A 19,367-nucleotide genomic window follows, 5' to 3' on the forward strand; every position below is an offset into this window, starting at 1 on the left:
TGATTGAACGCCTCACGATTAGTATCCTCAGCTTGCGGGCATAGGATGCTTTTCGTCATACATAGAATATTACGTTATAGATAGCTCGATTAGGACGTTCTATTTACTCGTTAATGTAAGTGTTGACTCGGTTTTGAATCAGCTCGCTGACGTCTTCAACGGATTTCTGACCGCTCATATACGAATCAAACTCTTCAATTGCAATTGAAACGACCTTCTGATCACTAGATAAATTCCTACTCGCTCCATCTAATAGCTGATGTAATTCTTGGATCTTGCTTTCTACAGTCTCAGCATCAAACTTCTGCTCTAGAAGAGGTAGTGTACCCGCTACTGCCTGCTGCTTAGCATCATTAAGCTGTTTCTCCACAACGCCCTTATGCATCGCAAAGCCTTGTACCACTGGTGAAGATTGCATGTCCTCGGAAAGCATGAACTTAATAAATTTCCAAGCTTCATCTTGAACCTTAGATTTGCTGTTAATGCCTAAAGTGAAGTATGACTTAAATGGAGTTCCGTTATATTTTCCATTGACTGTTGGATTTTGATATAGTTTAAGCTTTGGATCAAGGACTTGAGACAAGCCTGAAATTGGATCGAAAAGGTTAGCTTTGTTGAACAAAGTTTTGGAATAGTCGTACGAAAATTCAGCTTTAAGTACGCCCTCATCATACATCGATTTGATTTGCTTCATCATGTCTCGAAACAGATCGGAATCAAAATTAGCTTGACCTTGATCAATGAGCTTATCATAATTTGCTTCTATATACTCCGCTAACATTTGAATCGGGAATAGATTAACAAATGCCACATAATCCTCACCCACTTGTTCCTTAAGCTTCTTTGAAATTTCTTTAAACCCATCCCATGTCCAGGTCTTATCATCGATTTCAATATTAGCTTGTTCTAACAACTCTGTATTGCCAGTAAGTGCGTCGATGACAAATGAGAATGGCATTGCATACAAACCATCACCATCCTGAGAGTTTTTAAAGATATTCTGATAGTACTGATTTCGATCAAAGTCAGAATCCTGGTCCATTAGATCATAGAAATTAGTCAGCATGTTCTTGGCGACATATTTGTCCTGTGGTAGATCGTTCATTACGATGATATCTGCCCCTTTGCCAGACATCATCTGTGTACTCACCGTTTGTACATATTTCTCAACATCACTCTTGGAGAATGCTTCAGTCGATGTCATTTCCTCCGTTTGAGGTCTAGCTAGATACTCTTTGATTTCAATTTGTATATCTGGGCGAATTTTTTTATATTGCTTAACCGCCTCATCTAAATAAGGAGTTACCGCCATGGTCGCAATCTCAATCGTTTTGCCATCCTGACCTGATTGTTCATTAGATGATCCTCCTGCACCTGATCCCACGCTACTGCTAGAGCACCCCGATAATACGACTATCATTGCTAATAAGGCTAATACCCATCTTTTCAAATTCATTCATCCCCTTCAATATACTCTGATTCTATTACCTTCCTGCAGTGGTTCACTTGATTCAATAATGATCTCATCATCAGGACTTAATCCGCTCACAGCTACAACCTCATCCTCGGTTGAATCACCTGTTATAATATAAGCTTTGCGTGCATTAAACGTATTGCCGAGTGAGCTTTTCTTCTTCTCAACTACATAGACATAGCTTCCGGTTGTATCTTTATGAATCCATTTCTTTGATAACACATAACCTTTTTCATTTGACTCCTTCTTTATATCTAGACTGACTTGTTCGCCGCCTTGAAGACCATCATCGGAGACGGAAACGACAACCTTATAACTGGATTCGTCGGATGAATCTTCACTGTTATCTTTAGATGCAGCTTTAATCTCTTGAATTATACCGTTAACCAATTTATTGTCTTTCGCCAATCGAACAGAAACCTTAGATCCAATCTCGAATAATGCCGTATTCTCCGAATCGACAGCAAATGAAAATTCGAAGCCCTTGCCACTATCCATTAAGGTCAGGATTTTTCCCCCTTGTGAAGCATTCATGCTATCCTCTGCTGTAATCTTTGTGATTTTTCCGTCAAAAGGGGCAGTCAGCTTTTGTTTATCCGCTTTTTCTTTACGCAGCTTATTCAACTTTCTTTGCGCCATTGCAAGATCCATATTATCCAGTTCAAGAGCTCGCTCAGCCTTGGCAATCACTTGCTCATCACCACCTATCAAAGCATTAAGCATATCCTCCTCCAGAATCTCCCGATTTAGCTGTTGTTTCTTAAGTGCCGTCTCCTCTTGGTATATCTGCTCATCCAGACCTGAGCTGTCGAATGTCACGAGCTGTTGCCCCTTCTTAACCTCATCATTCTCTTTTACATGAACCTTCACAATTTTAGAGCCAGCCTCATTCAACAAATCCACCTGCTTTCGAGGTGTTAAGACTCCACTCCCTTTAACATGATGAACTAATGATTTGGAGGTAAGCTTCTCCGTAATTCCTTTGGGCAGCGTCATCGTTTCGAGTGTGCTGCTAAAGAAAGTCAAACCAGCCAATATCGCAAAGAACAATACAAACAAAGCAGCCGTTAATCGTTGTCGCTTAGATGTGCTTGTCATCTCATTTCCCCTATCCTTTAATTCCAGAAAGCTCTATGCCCTCAATAAAATACCGTTCCGCCAAAAGAAACAAGAGAATCATAGGCGTCATATACAAGACCGCAGCCGCAAAGGATACCCCAAGCGCATCTTCCTGCAGACGAGATAGAAAAATGGACAAGGGCTGCAAAGAGGCATCCTGTAGAAAGATTAGTGGCTGCTCCACCATATTCCAGTAATCTGCAAACAGCAGAACAACAAGCGCTGCCATACCAGGTTTCACCATAGGCAGGACAATCCTGATGAAGGAACGGAAATAGCCTGCCCCATCCATTTGGGCAGCTTCCATATAAGCAGTTGGAATTTGGAGCATAAATTGTCTGAGCAGGAACACACCAAACGCCGCAAATATCCCTGGTAATATAATAGAGCTCGGACTATTAATAAGCCCCAATCGATCAGATATGATATAATTCGGCACAAGTGTGACCTGAAACGGCATGAGCATGGTTATCAAATACACAATAAATAATGGCTCTCTGCCAGGAAATCGCAGCTTGGCAAATGCAAATGCCGCTAATGTCGCCACTACGACCTGGCCTATAATGATTGGAAACACCATAAATACAGAATTCCAAAACATACGAAGAAATTGCGAGGTTGAAATAAGCACCTTATAAAATTGCTCTAGCGAAACCCAATCTGGAATTAGCTTCAAATTCACAAAGTCATTCATCTGTGTTTTACCCAACATGCCGTAATTCAGCATAATTTCCTTCTCCGTCATCAAGGAGCTTACCATTGTCAGTACAACAGGAAATAACATTACAAGCGCGATTACGGTTAAGAAGATAGTAAGCAGCAGTGTTCTTATCTGTCTCTTGTTCATTTACACACCTCCCTTTACTCCATAAATGAACGGAACTTATGTTCAACTCGGAAGAGCATCAACACAATGACTAGAATGCAGAGCACCATTAAGAAAGCTGCAGCCGACAGCTTCTGAATATCGAGCGATAGGAACATATTGTTCATATAGTGCTGAAGCATATAGATGCTGTCATGTGGATAGTCACCCGCAACTAAATAGATTTCCCGAAATACCTTGAATGAGTTCAGAATCGACATCAGCATAACTAAAAACCCTGTCGGAATTAAATAAATCAAGGTGATCTGGAGCTTGCGAACCCAGTTTGCGCCTTCCAGGTTTGCTATCTCATAGTATTGATCAGGAATATTTTGCAACCCGGCCAAGAATAGAACCACATTATAGCCAATGTTTTTCCATACATAGATAAAAATAATGACACCTTGCGCCCACTCTGATTTCATCCAATCGATTCGCTCAATTCCAACCCACTCCAATACATGATTGAAAAAACCATTCCAATCGAATAGGATCTGCCATACGAGCACAATTGACGCTACTGGAACAACCAGTGGTAGCACATAAGAGGTGCGCAGCCAGTTTCGAAAGAAGACTCGTTTGTTAAGCAGCATGGCAAGAGTAAGTGACAACAGAATAAGGATCGGAACGCCAATAATAGTGAACCAGAATGTATTCCCCGCTGCCTTTTGAAAGGACGAACTTGCTAATAGGCTCTGGTAATTTGCAAGCGATAATCCTGCCTCACCGCTTGGATTCTCAAATGAAAATACAACACTTTGACCAAACGGAATCAAATAAAATAGCGCAAAACCAATCAAACTCGGAGCAAGAAAGCAGAACGCCACAAGAATCTCCTTGCGAGCCAAATATGAAATTCTCACAGCCTCTCCCTCCTTTCGAGCTTGTTCCATACAAGCAGAATGAAACATATTTACCGTACAAATAACTATTCTATAGATCAGCTTCGGTATTAATTTGGAGTAATTGTGGAAAAAGTATGGAAAAGCCCGCTTGAAAGAGCAACTTTGTTAGAATAATAGATGAATCGGTTAGGAGGTCTGTTGATGAAGAGCTATCAAATCGCAATCGTTGAAGATGATTGTCATATAAGAGATATCGTTGAGACTTATTTACAGAAGGAAGGCTATAGAACTATATCGTTAGGTTCAGCAGAAGAAGCGCTCATGCTATGGAACACAGAGCGCCCGGATATGTGGATTCTAGATATTATGCTACCAGGTATGAATGGCTATGAATTCTGCAAGCAAATTCGCAAGGAAGCCGAAGTTCCAATTATTATGATCTCTGCTCGTGATGAAGAAGTAGATAAGATACTTGGACTTGAGCTTGGAGGCGATGATTATTTAACTAAGCCTTTCAGCCCACGTGAGCTGGTCGCACGAGTGAATCGTTTATTCCATCGGCTTAACTCACTTACTGAAAAATCAGAACAGAATATAGTCTTTTCAAAATCAAACGACCTCATCATCGATGAGCTTCGTCTAGTATTAGATAGTCGTCTGGTGTACTGGAAATCTAAAGAGATTGAAATGACGGTAAAAGAATTTTCATTGCTTCATACCTTAGCAGCGCAGCCGAATCGTGCTTTTTCGCGCAATGAGTTGTTAACATTAGTGTGGGGTGATGACTATTTCGGTAGCGATCGAGCGATTGACGATTTAGTCAAAAGACTTCGCCGTAAAATGGAAGACCTGCCTCTTGAAACCGTTTGGGGCTATGGTTATCGAATGCGAGTGGATGGAGTGAAGACATAACATGAAACTAATCTATAAGCTTCATTTATCATTTGGAATATTACTGGTGTGCGTACTCGTGCTTACAGCTACATTCGTTTATCCCCTGCTATTGGACACGCTAATCGATAATCAAAGAGAAGAACTAAGATCACAAGGCAATGCAATGATGGAGTTGGTCAATTCGTTACCTGTTCAAAACCTAACACCGACTCAGTCATCATCAGCAGCAGTTATCACACAGCCGGCTCAAGAGATTAATAGATCAATAGATGCGTTACTCATAGAACCGAATCATAATATATTGTTTAGTACAATGACAGAAGTGCAGACAAAGTCATGGTTACCGCTCATTGAACAGTACTCAACTCACAATCAGCAGGGTTTATGGGAAAATGGACAGGAGAAATATATTGTTGAGACCTTAACTTCTAATCCACAGAGTCTTGATCCAGCTAGTGCTGTAGCCCCAGCCACACTTGTCTTGTCTACACCGCTAAGCAAACTGAAATCATATCAATCAGAGCTATTTACAAGAACGATGTTCATTATGGTAATTGGGGGAATTATTGCCTTTGGCCTAAGTTTATTTATTACCAAACGTCTCGTTACTCCCCTAGAGAAATTAAAGCTTGAGCTCAAAAAAGTTGAAAAACGCCATTTTGATGAGGTGCAGCTCATTCAAACTGGCGGAGAAATTGGTGAGGTAGCCCAAAGTGTCCATCATCTCGCTGGAGAGCTTAAGCAATACCATCATGCTCAAAGGCAATTTTTCCAGAATGCTTCTCATGAGCTTAAGACCCCACTAATGACTATTCAAGGTTATGCTGAGGGAATTCGAGATGGTATTTTCACCGGGGATCGTGCTGACAATGGTCTCGATGTAATCTCGAGCGAATGTGAACGACTTAAGCGAATTGTCACAGAGATGATCTTGTTAGCCAAGCTTGAAAGCGAAGATGGTATTTTCGATCAAGAAGAAGTGTCAGTTGAACAATTAATCGATCAAACCGTCGATCGAATACGTCCATTAGCTATTAATGAGGAAGTGGACATCAAGGTAAAGTACGAAGTTGATAAGCCGAGCAAACTTCATATTGATGGGGATTCGGAAAAACTCTTACAAGCAGTACTAAATATTATGAGCAATGCGATCAGACATGCAGCACAAGCCGTGTATATAGAAATTTCGGAGCAGGATGGACAAGTGCAGATCGATGTCATTGATGATGGTGAAGGTATTGCTGATCATTTACTGCCTCAGCTATTTCAGCGTTTTATCAAAGGTAAGAATGGAGAAACAGGCCTTGGACTCGCCATTTCACGTGCAATTGTTGAAAGGTGCGATGGCGCTATATCTGCTCATAACGGAGATCATGGTGGAGCTATATTTCGAATGAGCTTTCCTTCAAGATGAATGTCATTCTGATACCCATAGACTGGACACTTAGAAAACAGGTGTTCAGTCTGTGGGTATCTTTTTGTAATGTCATCGAATCGAATACGAATTCTTTCTATGATGCCGCCACACAGCTCCATACTTTGCATGACTTTTTTGGCAAAGAGCCAAAGCCCCCTTCCACGATTTCTGCAACATTATATTAGAAAAATGCTACTGCCTTTCCTGGTCCACCAATTGCTGCTGAGCGAGACGAATCATTTCGCGGACCATCGATCCACCAATTTCACCGCCAATCTGACCCACTGATTCTGTGCTCAAATGGCCATTTTGACCGTGCTCCAATGGGACACCAAGTTCTTTTGCGACTTCGTATTTCACATCATCAGGCCGCTCCGGATCTACATCATAACCCTCGCGCCGCATCACCTCGGCTTTAAACATTTGCATTCCGCGGCTGACTCCCGGCACTGCATATTTCCTGTTTCTTCTAGACATTCCTTATCCCCTCCGCAACATGTTTTAAGTAACATACCCGGAAAACGGAACCTCCACCCTTATTGATTTACTCCGATTATTTCCAAGCAGGGCGCTGTTGTGTCTTCAATTCTGTATATCATAGACACAGCTATTGTAACGCGGCATTCGTAGCACGTAGGGTTATTGCCCAAAACAAAAGAGCTACAGCACTAACAGAAGCTCCAAGCCAACATACCCCGTTCCAGCCATAGTATGAATATATTTGAGTCGAAGCAATTGAGCCGGTAGCACTTCCAATGGAGTAAAATACCATATATCCTGCGGTGAGTCGACTACGTGCCTCCATACGCAATGCAAAAATTATACTTTGATTTGTGACATGCACGGCCTGCACAGCCAAATCAAGAAGAACAATACCAATGACCAATGCCAACAGCGACCGCTCCGTAAAACTGATAAACCACCATGATATCAACAATAGAAGCAAAGCTATGCCTGTCGTTCTCTGTCCATAACCCCGATCAGCTAGCTTTCCCGCCCGTGCAGCAGCTAATGCTCCCACGATTCCTGCGAGACCAAATGCCCCAATTGCAGTATGCGAAAGTGATAATGGTGGAGCACTAAGAGGCAAGACCACAGAAGTCCACAGAATACTGAAAGCAGTAAAAATCAACAAAGCCAGAATAGCGCGGATACGTAATACTCTCTCTTGTACAAACAACATAAACACCGATCTAAGCAGCTGAGAGTAAGACAGTGATTTTACCTCACGTTCCACATTTGGCAACACCCTAAATAATGTACACACCATAAAAAGCATTAAAGCAGCAGAAACAAGGTATACGGAACGCCATCCTGCAAGATCTGTAAGTATTCCTGAAATGGATCGCGCAAGAAGTATACCAATCACAATTCCACTTGTGACCATGCCCACGATTCGTCCCCGTTCGGCAGGGGCAGCCATTGTCGCCGCGAACGCAACAAGCGTCTGCGTTACAACGGCAAGTAGTCCCACTGAGGCCATACCTACGAATAGTATCGTGCTGGAAGAAGCAGTGCTAACGATAATCAGAGCCACCACAGATAATAACATTTGGCCGATAATCAGGCGGCGCTGATTCAGTAAATCCCCCAGTGGCACGAGCAGTAATAGTCCCAATGCATAAAAAATCTGAGTGATAGTAATAAGAATACCAATGCTTGAATAATCAATACCAAATTCTCTCGACAAATGATCGAGTAACGGTTGTGCAAAGTAGATGTTTGCAACAGACATCCCGCAGGCCACTGCAAACAAAAGCGTCATATAACGTGGCATGGAAGAACCATGGATAGAATCAGATGGGTTACGCATCTCCCGTGACGAATGCACCTTAACAGCAGCGATAACTTCTACTTTCTCTTTAATCCCCTCCATTTTGTACACGTCCTTTCTCTATTAAATTTAAAATCCAAGCATAATACTATATCGATCAGTATGTTATTATGTTCAGTAAATTTATCTCACAAAATAATTGATGTCAATATAAATATTTACATTGGGAGAATACTCCGACCTTCATTTGACAATATAAACGGCTAGTTGTAGCATTATAATATACTGTTCGGTAAGTAATAATAAAAATTAAATGTTCTGAACCATTTATCTGTTAAGAAAAATTCAAATGTAATGAGGGGTGTTAATAATGGGACGAAACCGCGAATTTGATGAAGAAAAAGTATTAGAATCAGCAATGGAATTATTTTGGGAGAAGGGGTATGAGGCCACCTCATTAAGCGATTTAACTTCCAGAATGAGGATTCAACGCCCCAGTATATATTCAGCTTTTGGAGACAAGAAAGAATTATTCGAAGCTGCGCTACGCAAATACACGATGTCCCATGCTTCTCGTGTTCGAGCCAGACTTCAAAGCAATCCATCCGTAAAAGAAGCCTTTCGCAGTTTTTTTGAAGATTTGGTGGCTGAGGAGTATTCAGATAGTGTCAACCGAGGATGCTTTTGCATCAATACAATGGTCGAACTGGCACCTCATGATGAGAAATTCGAAATTCTTACAAGGGAACATCAAATGTATCTATCGGTCATATTTCAAGAAACCATTGAACGAGGTATACAATCAGGTGAACTCGAGAGTAGTGTAAATGCGAAGGCTTTGTCACAAGCGCTAATCGTATCGTTAATTGGACTTACCGTACTCTTGAAATCTCGTCCAGAGCGATCATTTGTTGATAACGCGATAGCGGTGACACTTACATTGCTTAATTAATTCAGAGTGAGTTCAATTTTAACGAAGCAGCACTCTTGGTTCTATCATTAATAGAGAGTGGGTCGCTCTCTTTCAGATGCAACCCTCCCTCTCTCCTCTTCAACTATCACCAACCGCCCTACCTCAAATTTTAAAGGCCTTGCACATATAGCGATCCAAGCCAAAGATTATAAAGCAACTATTTCATTTTTTATTGACGTTTTAGGGTTCAAGTTAGGTCATTATTGGAGTCTGCCATCCTTTCAAATCAACGAAGTTTCGATGCTTATTTCACCTGACCAAAGAACCTGCATAGAGATTTTTGATAATGATGCAGTCATTGCCGCTCGCTCAAGGGAAAAAAGCCTTGTCTGAAGAGGATATAGCTCACGGAGCGTTATTACATTTCGCCTTTTACGTGGATAATGTTGATGAAATGTACCAAAAAGCCCTTGCTCATGGAGCAAAGGCTTTTATAGAACTAGCTTCTCTTTCTCTTGGCGAACCACCTCTTCTGATCAAGAACGCGATCATTCACAGCCCCAATGGAGAAGTTATCGAATTTCTTGAAGAGGTTGATTTTGATAGGTCTAATTACACTACCTCATACAAAGAGGGATCCAAGGCTTGAATAAAGTGCGACCAATCGCCTGTCGTGTACAGCAGAAGCCGATGCATCGCGCGCGTACAAGCTGTATAAAAGAGTTTACGTTCGCTCTCCCGATGATACGTTTGCGTAGAAGCATCGTAGATTAGCACAGCGTCGAATTCTACACCCTTAGCAAGATACGCAGGAATAATTAGTGTTCCCTTCTCAAAGGTGAGCGTCTCCTTCGTAATAAGCCGCAGATTCTCGCCCCCCTGTGCAAGCAATGCTTCATAGGCTTCGCGGCTTTCCGCAGCAGTCTTAGTAATAACGGCAATGGAGTCGAGACCTTCGGCCATAAGCGCCGCAAGATCCTCTTTTATCCGCACCGCCCGCTCCACATCACTACTAGCCTCCACTAGGTGCGGCTTCTTGCCGCCCCTTTCAAAAGGCACGATCTCTTCACTAGTTAGCAGCGCCTTCGTAAACTCCACAATCTCGCGAGTGGAACGATAACTTCGGATTAGACGAAATAGACTCGTTTCCTCTTCACCATAAAGCCGGATCAAAGGAGAATCCACCTCTTGCAGATTCGTCGCTTGCGGGAATATCGCTTGACTGAAATCGCCGAGTACTGTCATGCTGGCGCGGGGAAACAATTGTTTGAGAAACGCGAATTGGAACGGCGAATAATCCTGTCCTTCGTCAATAAATAAATGCCGCACCATTGTATTCGTGCGAGAACCCTCGATAAGCTCTTTTAAATACAGGAATGGGGTCTCATCTTCATAAAACAGTTCGATATGGCTCAACTTTTCCTTCGTTTGCTTACAAATTTCTGACCACTGATCGGGCACTTCGGCCTCACCCGTCATTTTCTGATAAGTGACTTCATCACTAAACAACTGATCATATAGACCAATCGTATCTATGAACTTCAATCGGTTGGCATCCCGTCTCAGCGGTTTGAAGTGCTCCTTCACGATCATGCGACGCAGCAGCTCTTCTTCCTGCAGACTAAAGTCAAAGACATTCTCTTCCCCGTCCTTCTGAATACGAAAATCACCATAGATTTCAAGATACTGCTCCGTAAAATCGAAGACAGCTTCTTCTCGCCGGTACTTCTTAAGCACCTCACTGTAGGCTTCGGCATATTGATCGTTGTCTAAGTAATCTACTTCATCTTGAACCCAGGGTGCTTCCATTTCCTGACGCTCTAGCTTAGTTAACTCGCGCAGCAGCCATTCACGCAGTAAAGCGACGCGATTCGCCAATCGGATAGAGCTGTCATAGCTGTAAAATTGCAATTTCATTTGCTCCGCAGTAATCAACTCGCGGTCCCGGAAACGGATATTGTGGAAGAGCATACCTTCTTTCTCTAGCCATAACGCGTAGCTTTGGAGAGCATGCAGGAAAGCTTCAGAAGCCTTAAATTGCATTCCCGTTAGTCGTGCTTCATAGCCCTGCGAGGATTGTGACGTCAGTACATATTCAATTTGCTCGAAGGGGTCCTCTAGATGAACCGTGGCTCCAAGCCAATAAGCAAGATACTCCTGAAAGGTCGTTTGCTGCATATTCTCCTCACCGAGCTCAGGAAGCACCGTCGATACATAACTGTTAAACATCGGATTTGGCGAAAAAAGAACGATCTGGTCCGCCTTGAGCCTATCGCGGTGTTTGTACAATAAATAGGCTACCCGTTGTAGCGCTGCGGACGTCTTTCCGCTGCCAGCCGCCCCCTGCACAATAAGCATACGGCTTTTGTCATTACGGATGATGGCGTTCTGTTCCTTCTGGATGGTCGCCACAATGCTCTTCATTTGTGAATCTGCGCCTTTGCCAAGCACCTGCTGAAGCAATTCGTCCCCGATCGTTAAGCTCGTATCGAACACGCTCTGAAGCTGACCGTGACGGATCTGATATTGCCGCTTCAGCATCATCTCACCTGTAATCTGTCCTCCCGGTGTTTCATAAGTGGATGGCCCCGGGGAATGGTCATAGTACATGCTTGCAATAGGAGTTCGCCAGTCATACACTAGAAAGTCCACACCGTCTGCATCGACGAAAGAAGCCACTCCGATATAAATTTTCTCACTCAAGCTCAAGCCGTCTTCTTGAAAATCCATTCGCCCAAAATAGGGGGACGGCAGTAGCCGTTTCATATTTTTAAAACGCTGTACCCGTTGCCGGTGACTGCGTTCCCGCTCGGAGAGCAACGCTTCTTGCTGCTTTATGCTGTAAAAGGTCTCTTCGAAATCTTCGTCTGTGCTCGTATTGACCGTGACTTCTTCCCAAAACCGCTTGCGAATGTCCACCACCTGATCACGTAACCCAGTCACTTCCGGTTCTAGTTCTGCGATTCTTAATCGCAGCTTTTCCGTAACCAAATCAAGCCGCTCTTGTTCTTGCTGCCAATCCTTTACGTCTACCATCTTCACGAACACGCTCCTTTTCATTCTGGTTATAAAGAAGCAAAAATAAAATTTGACAAACTGTTAATCCACATGGTATTATAATAGTGTAGATAAGATGTTATACTTATGCGTAAATACCTGAAATCAACAGTGATTATCTAATATTATCACGAACTTTCTTTGCATGCAAATTATTTATATAAGTAAGAGGAACCGGCATAGTCTGCTGGTTCTTCTTTTTTTGAATACCAAGCATAGGCAGACAAAGAGAATAGACCGTCCCTCGGACGGTCTATTCTCTTTCTCAAGTTTAGGATTTAGTTTGTAGCAGATTCATAATGATGGTTACTGCCTCTGCTCTTGTTGCTGTCTCATTTGGTGCAAATACATTGCCGTTACGTCCGCTCACAATGCTTAATTTCTTCATGGCTGCAACCGCACCTTGTGCCCAGGAAGGAATTTCCCTATCATCAGCAAATCCTGTTGATACAGCTGTTGTTAAATCTACTCCTGCTGCTCTAGCGATCATAACCGCTAGCTCTGAACGTGTTATGCTCGCTGCCGGACGGAAGGTAACATCCTCATAGCCGCGTATAATCTTCGCCTCTAAGGCTTGTGCAATGGACTTCTCGGCCCAAGCAGGGATTGTATCTGTGAAGCCCAGTTCCACACCGTTTCCAGCAGGCTTCAGCGCATTCATCAGCATCACCGCAAATTCAGCGCGTGTCACCGTAGCATTCGGCTTGAACGTTCCGTCGGTATAGCCCTTGACGATCCCTTCGCTCACCGCTCGCTTAATATTAGCCTCCGCCCAATGACCGGAGATATCGCTGAACCCAGCTTCTGTTGTCTGTTCAGTAGATGAATTTGTTACGGGTAAACCCGTTGCTTGATCCACTACGAGTACAGCAAACTTCGTGAAGTGATCCACATCTGCAGCGATATGATTTCCATTTATTTTGCCACCATTAACTTTCACCCAGCTCTTGTTCACTTCATCATAATAAAAGATCGCTACAGTTTCGCCGCTCTTCACTTGTCCTGAATCGAACACAAAGGTTAGCGTCACTGGTTTACTAAAGTTCTCCGCGAAGTTTTTTAGAACCTCATAGATCGGGCTTACAAAAATTTCATTATTGCTGAGAAGATTCTGCGTATGGAGTACTTTCTCAATCGTCATTATCAGTTCCTTGCTGGAAGCATTAGCAGGAATAGAAATCACGGATTTGATATATTTATTTTCTGAATATTCGTCAATCAAGCGTGTCTCCTTTACTAATGAAGACTTTATAATTGGCAATTTTGTCGTTCAGCATCTTCTCTGTATCTGTTAAGTGTCTTATTTGATCTTGAACTGAGCTTCTATGATCCTCGAGAAGATTCAAACGGGCTTGGCTTGTATGCTCGCCTTCTAAGTACAACTGGGCATATTCCCTGATTTGTGAGATGGGCATTTGGGTTTGCTTCAACCTCAGTACAAATCGCAGCCAGGCAAGATGGGTATCCTCATATACCCTTTCTCCATTCGCATTGCGTATTGGAGTAATGATCCCTTCCTTTTCATAATATCTCAGTGTATATGCTGTTATCTCCAATAACTTGGATACCTCGCTAATCGTATACATACCAATCCCCGAATCTATTTTTATTTTAAAAGTCACCCTGATTATAAAAAACATTTGCCTTAGAGTAAACTCTAACCTATATAATCAAATCGCTGTAGGATCGAATTACATTCTCGTAGAAAAAATAGGAGGAAATGACATGAAATACACTGTAATTACCGGCGCTAGTTCAGGGATAGGTTATGAAACTGCTCTAGCTTTTGCCGCTCGTGGAAAAAACTTAATTCTGATTGCACGTAGAAAGGAACAGCTGGAGGAATTACAGTCTGAAATCGCTCGTATTCAACCTGATGTAGAGGTTGTCATTCAAACGGCTGACTTATCCGTTATCGAGAATGCTTATTCGCTTTACGAAAGCCTGCAAGGGTACCCCATCGAATCCTGGATCAACAATGCTGGATTTGGGAACTTTGATTCAGTGGCCGAGCAAGATCTAAATAAAATAACTACAATGCTACACCTAAACATAGAAGCATTAACCATACTCTCCTCTCTTTTCGTTCGTGACTACTCCAATGTTGAAGGAACACAATTAATTAACGTTTCATCTGGTGGCGGCTATACGATTGTGGGCAATGCCATAACGTACTGCGCGACCAAGTTTTATGTGAGTGCATTTACTGAAGGTCTATCTCATGAGTTAAAGAGTCAAGGTGCACTTATGCAAGCTAAAGTGTTGGCACCTGCCGCAACAGAAACAGAATTCGCGAAGCGTGCTTTTGATATCACGGATTTCGAATATCACGGTGCTGTGCCGAAATTCCATACCGCGAAGGAAATGGCTGGCTTCATGCTTGATCTGTATGACAGTAATCATGTGGTGGGGATTGTGAATGGTTTGACGTACGAGTTTGAGTTGAGAGATGCTATTTTTAATTATGTGGTGAGCACGCGATAGGCTTGTCTAGTAAGGTAAGTTATGAACATGGCCATCCTTCAACGGATGGCCATGCACACTAACCAAGATATTGACTCTTCATTTCGAAAATCTCATCAACAGCTTGATGATACCCACCGGATGTTCGAAAAGAATCTCTAATCGTTGCAACAGATTTTTGGAATGACGGAAGGGTGAGCACATGCTCTACAGTTTCACGAAGTCCAGTTGCAGTTAATCCTTGCATTTGTAATTTAATGCCCGCTCCAATATTGACGACTTGCTCCGCAATGATCGGCTGATCCGCGCTTTGTGGGATTACAATTAGCGGAACCCCGTAGTAGAGACCTTCATGCGTACTGTAATATATCCGTCTGTGGAACATAATTTTCAACGATGAAGTTGCGGCAGGCGATCTTACAACTGCAAGCGCAGCCTTTCTCACTGATCGTTCTGGACATCATGATGGACGACGGTAACGGTTTGGAAGTTCTACGCTACTTGCGGGGACATCGTCCGGAAACGCTGGTCATTGCGCTTAGTGCGAGAAGAGAGGTGGAGGACAGAATCGACGCGCTCGGACTGGGAGCCGATGATTACATGACCAAGCCTTTCAGTCCAATGGAACTGCTAGCGCGGATACAGGCCCATCTTCGCAGGCGCCATCCCGAGACATCCAACCGGCCCAATGTTATTCAATTGAATAAACTTGTTCTGGATATCGACAATTACGTACTGCATAATGATGGGCTACAACATGGACTGACTCCAGTCGAATGCCATCTACTGCAAGTGTTCATGCTCAATCCTGATCGCGTACTAACAAAAGGAGAAATCTACAAACAAGTCTGGCAGCATGAAAACTATGACGCCAACAACCTCAGTGTCTTCATCAGCCGTATCCGAAAAATACTTGAAAGCGCACCCGGATCCCAATCTAATCTTCATACCATTCGCGGCATCGGCTATCGCCTCTCAGGTGACGGACGATGAAGAGACGAACTAAGCTATGGCTGATGATGCTGTCCAGTGCCGCAGGAAGCATCGTCTTGTTTATTACGATTACCCTAATGACCGGGAAGACTTGGACCCCGGGATATGATCTGAAGACGTTAAACGCCATCTCGCAAGAAGCACTTACGGCTATAGAACGGCACGACGCCTACTCGGGGCCAGAAGTTCAGCCCATTCTGGAAGAAGTGCTACGCCCGCATTCCAAGATCCGCCTAGAGTGGCTGGCTGAAGACGGGTCGACGCTCTATGATACCGCCAGCGAGAATAATTCCTACGACTTCCGCAAATTAGCCGACCGTGTTGACCATATGCCAAATAATCTTTGGGGTGAAAATACTCCGATCACACTCACTTATTCCGTTGCCCATGACCATCGGTCCTATTACATGCTATTGAGTTTATCCAGCGAAGACATGACCTCAGGACAAATATATTTTTTTCTGCGAACGTATAAAGCTCTACTAACATTCATCTTGCCTCTATTGCTGGCGTTGTTACTGCCTTATCTTCTTTCCTTATGGTTTTTCTCCTCCACCGATCGACGCATTACAAAACTGAACACCGCGCTGAACCAAGTCGGAATCCGAAGCGATGTCATCGTGCTGGAGGATAAGTCGAGGGACGAGATTGCGCAGCTGACCCATCACTACAATTCAATGGCAAAGCGTATCCAGAGCCAGTCTGCCCAAATTGAACAGTTAGAAAATCGTCGAAGACTGCTCTTATCGGACCTGTCCCACGATTTGCGAACACCGTTAACTATGATTTTGGGTTATGCCGAGATGATCCGAACCGGTGCGTACAAGAATGAGAACGAGCTTCAGTCCGGGGCCAAAATCATCCTGCAGCGGTCTCGCTACATGGATAAGCTGCTTGATCAGTTACTCGACATTACCCATCAAGAAGAGCATGTACTTCGGCTTCAGCTCGCTCCGCATAACCTTTCGGAATTAATGCGAAAGATCGCAGCCGAGTACCTCTTATTCCTGGACGATAAGAACGTCGTGTTGGAGGCAGACATCCAAGATACGGATATCGAGGTCATGATTGATGCACCGCTGATCGAACGCGCTTTGCGCAACTTGCTGGACAATGCCGTTCGTTACGGTGAAGAGGGACATTATCTGGGAATTGGATTGACAGAGGAACAAGAGGAAGTGGTTCTCACGGTCAAAAACCGGGGCAAAGGCATCGCACTGAAAGATCGTGAGCGTATCTTCGAGCGATTCTACCGGGCCGACGGTGGTAGAAAGGGCGAAGGGCTCGGCATCGGGCTCTCAATCGTCAAGGAAATCGCAGAATTGCACCATGGCAGCGTGCGATTGCTGGATGTAGCAGTGACGGAAACCATTTTTCAGATAAGAATTCCTAAGAAGCCCCCTAGTGACCGTGAGAATTAACGTTGATCAAATCTACGTTTTTCTGCGTGCTTTTACGAATAAATAGAAGGACGCGACGAGAGCGCTCAATGTTCCGCAGATCATATCAATCATCGTGTCGGTCAAACTACCATTTTGCGAATTAAGCCCGAATAGATGATCCACCGTAAACTCATAAATCTCCCACATTCCAGCCATTGCAACAGCAAAAAAGAAAGCGAACCAGACGATGATGTTGGAAGGCAGACCTCCCAGTCTTTTACGCTTCGCCATCTTGATCAAGATGAATTGTCCTACGAAGAATAAAATAACGCCAGACAGCAGATGTTCAATCTTGTCTAAATAAGGGATGACACCATACAAACTGAATAAATTGGCGAGCATCATCGTAATCGTGATAAAGACCAGCACCGAGAATCGCAGTGCGGGAGGCAGCTCGCTTTTGGTCCATGTGATTAAGCCCCTAAAGAGTAACAGGACGAAAATGATAAGACCCGCTTGAAATGTCTTGCCATAATTCCCAGTCATGCCAAAATAAATAATCGATACTCCGCATATGATGTAGAGAATCAATTCAAAAAAATAATTGAACCTATGGTTTCTAGAAGTCTCTTGCATAGCAGTTCCTTTCTGACTAGACTCGTTTAATTAATTATCACCAGTTCAAAGTCACCCCATACGACAATCATATCATTAGTTACAAAAAGACTCCCGTAATATCCCCATAGGCGGGAATACACGGGAGCCTTGGGCGATCCAATCAAGTCGAATGTGACTAACTTTGATTTCTACATCGCTTTTTCAGCCAAATCGTTAACTAAATTTCTCATCCACTTCCGGGAGTAAATCCGGGCGTAACCGAAGCCAAAGCGGACAACCTCCTCAAGCGATATGACGAGATATACAAGGTAGACAGGCTGCTTCCAGACGTATGACAGCAACAGCCCGGATGGGACACCTATCAGCCACGTCGCGGTCGATTCCATGCTGAACACGAACTTGCTGTCTCCCCCACTGTTTAGAATGCCGCCTGCTATAATCATATTGGAAACTTTGACCCATAGAAATCCAGCGAACACGATAACGATATATATACTCATCTGTTTAGCATCCTCGGAGATATTGAACGCGGAGACATACAGCCTCGAGCCTGCCGCAATGATAACCCCGACAATCAGAGAGATAATGATGCCAAGGCGAATGAACTTTTTCGCATGATCGAGTGCGATGTCCGTTTCGTTCGCGCCCAAACGGTTGCCAACCAATACTCCGGCTGCACTAGCCAGACCGGACAATAAGCCGATGCAAAGCCCTTGCAATGGGAAGGTAATGGTCATCGCTGTCATCTCCATCGTTCCCATGCGGCTATAGATGATCGCATATGCTGTTTCGCCCAGTACCCAGATCAATTCAGTCAGCAGCAGCGGATACGTCGTTCCAAAAAACTTGCGGATGAGCGGTTTAGGAATGATGAACAAGTTCTTTAACCCAACAGCTCCCGGCAAACGATACCGATATACGGCACCAATGATCAACAAACATTCTAAAACCCTGGAAATAAGGGTAGCAATGGCCGCGCCCTTCAGACCAAGCTCAGGAGCGCCGAAATGACCGTAAATAAGCACATAATTCAGTATAATATTCAAACCAACTGCAATTAAGCTTACATACATCGGCCATTTAGCATGTCCAGTACTGCGTAAAATCGCGGAATACATCATCGTGAGCATGACAGGTACAAAGCCGATCGACATGATCTGCAGGAAAATGTACCCATCATTTATTACATTCGCATCTGTCGTGAACATTCTCAGAAAAAGCGGCGAATCGATAAAAACAGCCGCAGAGAACACGAACGAGATCGCGAAGCCAACGATCAGTCCGAGACCCAGCACCTGAGAGACGCTTTTGGAATCTTTATTCCCCCAAAACTGGGCTGCATAAATGGATACACCCGTCGATAAACCGGCCAAGACAACCGCGATGATCCCGTATATTTTGGTGGACATTCCCACCGAGGCAATCGCCACATCTCCAAGTTGCCCGACCATCAATTGATCCGTCAAATTGAGCAATGCCATTAGTAAGCTTTGAAGCGTAACGGGCACAGCGATTTTATACACACTTTTGTAGAAGTTCTCTTTCTCTGACAT

The 19,367-nt window shown here is 43.7% G+C and carries 17 protein-coding genes and 2 pseudogenes; 7 read left to right on the forward strand and 12 right to left on the reverse strand.

Annotated features, from left to right (window positions below; translation table 11 throughout):
* Window positions 1-103: 103 nt before the first annotated feature.
* From MHH52_RS28180 to MHH52_RS28195, 4 genes are read right to left on the reverse strand one after another with little or no spacing between them, the layout of a single operon-like run.
* Window positions 104-1,450: an extracellular solute-binding protein gene (locus MHH52_RS28180; protein WP_340005748.1), complete on the reverse strand. Its 1,347-nt coding sequence runs from the start codon at window positions 1,448-1,450 to the stop codon at window positions 104-106.
* A 15-nt stretch (window positions 1,451-1,465) separates the two neighbouring features.
* The gene (locus MHH52_RS28185) at window positions 1,466-2,572 is read right to left on the reverse strand and encodes an efflux RND transporter periplasmic adaptor subunit (RefSeq protein ID WP_340005750.1); all 1,107 of its coding nucleotides are present in this window, start codon (window positions 2,570-2,572) and stop codon (window positions 1,466-1,468) included.
* 10 nt (window positions 2,573-2,582) lie between these two features.
* A complete protein-coding gene (locus MHH52_RS28190) occupies window positions 2,583-3,440 on the reverse strand; it encodes a carbohydrate ABC transporter permease (RefSeq protein WP_340005752.1) in 858 nt (285 codons plus the stop codon).
* A gap of 14 nt (window positions 3,441-3,454) precedes the next feature.
* Entirely contained in the window at window positions 3,455-4,351 is an 897-nt protein-coding gene (locus tag MHH52_RS28195) for a sugar ABC transporter permease (RefSeq protein ID WP_340005753.1), read from the reverse strand.
* Between the two features lie 153 nt (window positions 4,352-4,504).
* Between MHH52_RS28195 and MHH52_RS28200 the strand changes: the two genes are divergently transcribed.
* Complete coding sequence (locus tag MHH52_RS28200) at window positions 4,505-5,215, forward strand: response regulator transcription factor (protein ID WP_340005754.1); 711 nt, start codon at window positions 4,505-4,507, stop codon at window positions 5,213-5,215.
* Window position 5,216: 1 nt separating this feature from the next.
* Complete coding sequence (locus MHH52_RS28205; protein WP_340005755.1) at window positions 5,217-6,611, forward strand: HAMP domain-containing sensor histidine kinase; 1,395 nt, start codon at window positions 5,217-5,219, stop codon at window positions 6,609-6,611.
* A 195-nt stretch (window positions 6,612-6,806) separates the two neighbouring features.
* On the opposite strand, the gene MHH52_RS28210 is transcribed toward MHH52_RS28205, so the two are convergent.
* Window positions 6,807-7,091 (reverse strand): alpha/beta-type small acid-soluble spore protein, encoded by a 285-nt coding sequence (locus MHH52_RS28210; protein WP_340005756.1) that lies wholly within the window; start codon window positions 7,089-7,091, stop codon window positions 6,807-6,809.
* A gap of 130 nt (window positions 7,092-7,221) precedes the next feature.
* Complete coding sequence (locus MHH52_RS28215; RefSeq protein WP_340005759.1) at window positions 7,222-8,490, reverse strand: MFS transporter; 1,269 nt, start codon at window positions 8,488-8,490, stop codon at window positions 7,222-7,224.
* A gap of 268 nt (window positions 8,491-8,758) precedes the next feature.
* Between MHH52_RS28215 and MHH52_RS28220 the strand changes: the two genes are divergently transcribed.
* Entirely contained in the window at window positions 8,759-9,340 is a 582-nt protein-coding gene (locus tag MHH52_RS28220) for a TetR/AcrR family transcriptional regulator (protein ID WP_340005761.1), read from the forward strand.
* A 105-nt stretch (window positions 9,341-9,445) separates the two neighbouring features.
* A pseudogene (locus tag MHH52_RS28225) lies at window positions 9,446-9,950 on the forward strand (VOC family protein).
* Here the strand turns inward: MHH52_RS28225 and helD are convergent.
* The 3 genes from helD to MHH52_RS28240 all read right to left on the reverse strand — a co-directional run bounded on the left by helD (window position 9,914) and on the right by MHH52_RS28240 (window position 13,944).
* Window positions 9,914-12,337, reverse strand: a complete 2,424-nt coding sequence (gene helD / locus MHH52_RS28230) for an RNA polymerase recycling motor HelD (protein ID WP_340009864.1) — start codon at window positions 12,335-12,337, stop codon at window positions 9,914-9,916. The pseudogene MHH52_RS28225 and the gene helD overlap by 37 nt on opposite strands.
* A gap of 292 nt (window positions 12,338-12,629) precedes the next feature.
* Entirely contained in the window at window positions 12,630-13,580 is a 951-nt protein-coding gene (locus MHH52_RS28235) for an S-layer homology domain-containing protein (RefSeq protein WP_340005763.1), read from the reverse strand.
* Entirely contained in the window at window positions 13,573-13,944 is a 372-nt protein-coding gene (locus MHH52_RS28240; protein WP_340009866.1) for a MerR family transcriptional regulator, read from the reverse strand. Before MHH52_RS28240 ends, MHH52_RS28235 begins: the two co-directional genes overlap by 8 nt.
* 139 nt (window positions 13,945-14,083) lie before the next feature.
* Between MHH52_RS28240 and MHH52_RS28245 the strand changes: the two genes are divergently transcribed.
* On the forward strand, window positions 14,084-14,842 hold the full coding sequence (locus MHH52_RS28245) for an SDR family NAD(P)-dependent oxidoreductase (protein WP_340005765.1): 759 nt from the start codon (window positions 14,084-14,086) through the stop codon (window positions 14,840-14,842).
* A 58-nt stretch (window positions 14,843-14,900) separates the two neighbouring features.
* Here the strand turns inward: MHH52_RS28245 and MHH52_RS28250 are convergent.
* Window positions 14,901-15,228 (reverse strand): annotated as a pseudogene (locus tag MHH52_RS28250) (nucleotide disphospho-sugar-binding domain-containing protein); the annotation flags it as partial.
* Between MHH52_RS28250 and MHH52_RS28255 the strand changes: the two are divergent.
* Complete coding sequence (locus MHH52_RS28255; protein WP_340005767.1) at window positions 15,218-15,814, forward strand: response regulator transcription factor; 597 nt, start codon at window positions 15,218-15,220, stop codon at window positions 15,812-15,814. The pseudogene MHH52_RS28250 and the gene MHH52_RS28255 overlap by 11 nt on opposite strands.
* Window positions 15,811-17,235, forward strand: a complete 1,425-nt coding sequence (locus tag MHH52_RS28260; protein WP_340005768.1) for a HAMP domain-containing sensor histidine kinase — start codon at window positions 15,811-15,813, stop codon at window positions 17,233-17,235. The genes MHH52_RS28255 and MHH52_RS28260 overlap by 4 nt, the downstream gene beginning before the upstream one ends.
* A 12-nt stretch (window positions 17,236-17,247) precedes the next feature.
* On the opposite strand, the gene MHH52_RS28265 is transcribed toward MHH52_RS28260, so the two are convergent.
* Window positions 17,248-17,832, reverse strand: coding sequence for a hypothetical protein (locus tag MHH52_RS28265; protein ID WP_340005770.1), 585 nt, complete (start codon window positions 17,830-17,832; stop codon window positions 17,248-17,250).
* Window positions 17,833-18,002: 170 nt separating this feature from the next.
* The gene (locus MHH52_RS28270) at window positions 18,003-19,367 is read right to left on the reverse strand and encodes an MATE family efflux transporter (RefSeq protein WP_340005772.1); all 1,365 of its coding nucleotides are present in this window, start codon (window positions 19,365-19,367) and stop codon (window positions 18,003-18,005) included.

This window comes from Paenibacillus sp. FSL K6-0276 (assembly GCF_037977235.1).
GTDB lineage: Bacteria > Bacillota > Bacilli > Paenibacillales > Paenibacillaceae > Paenibacillus_AQ.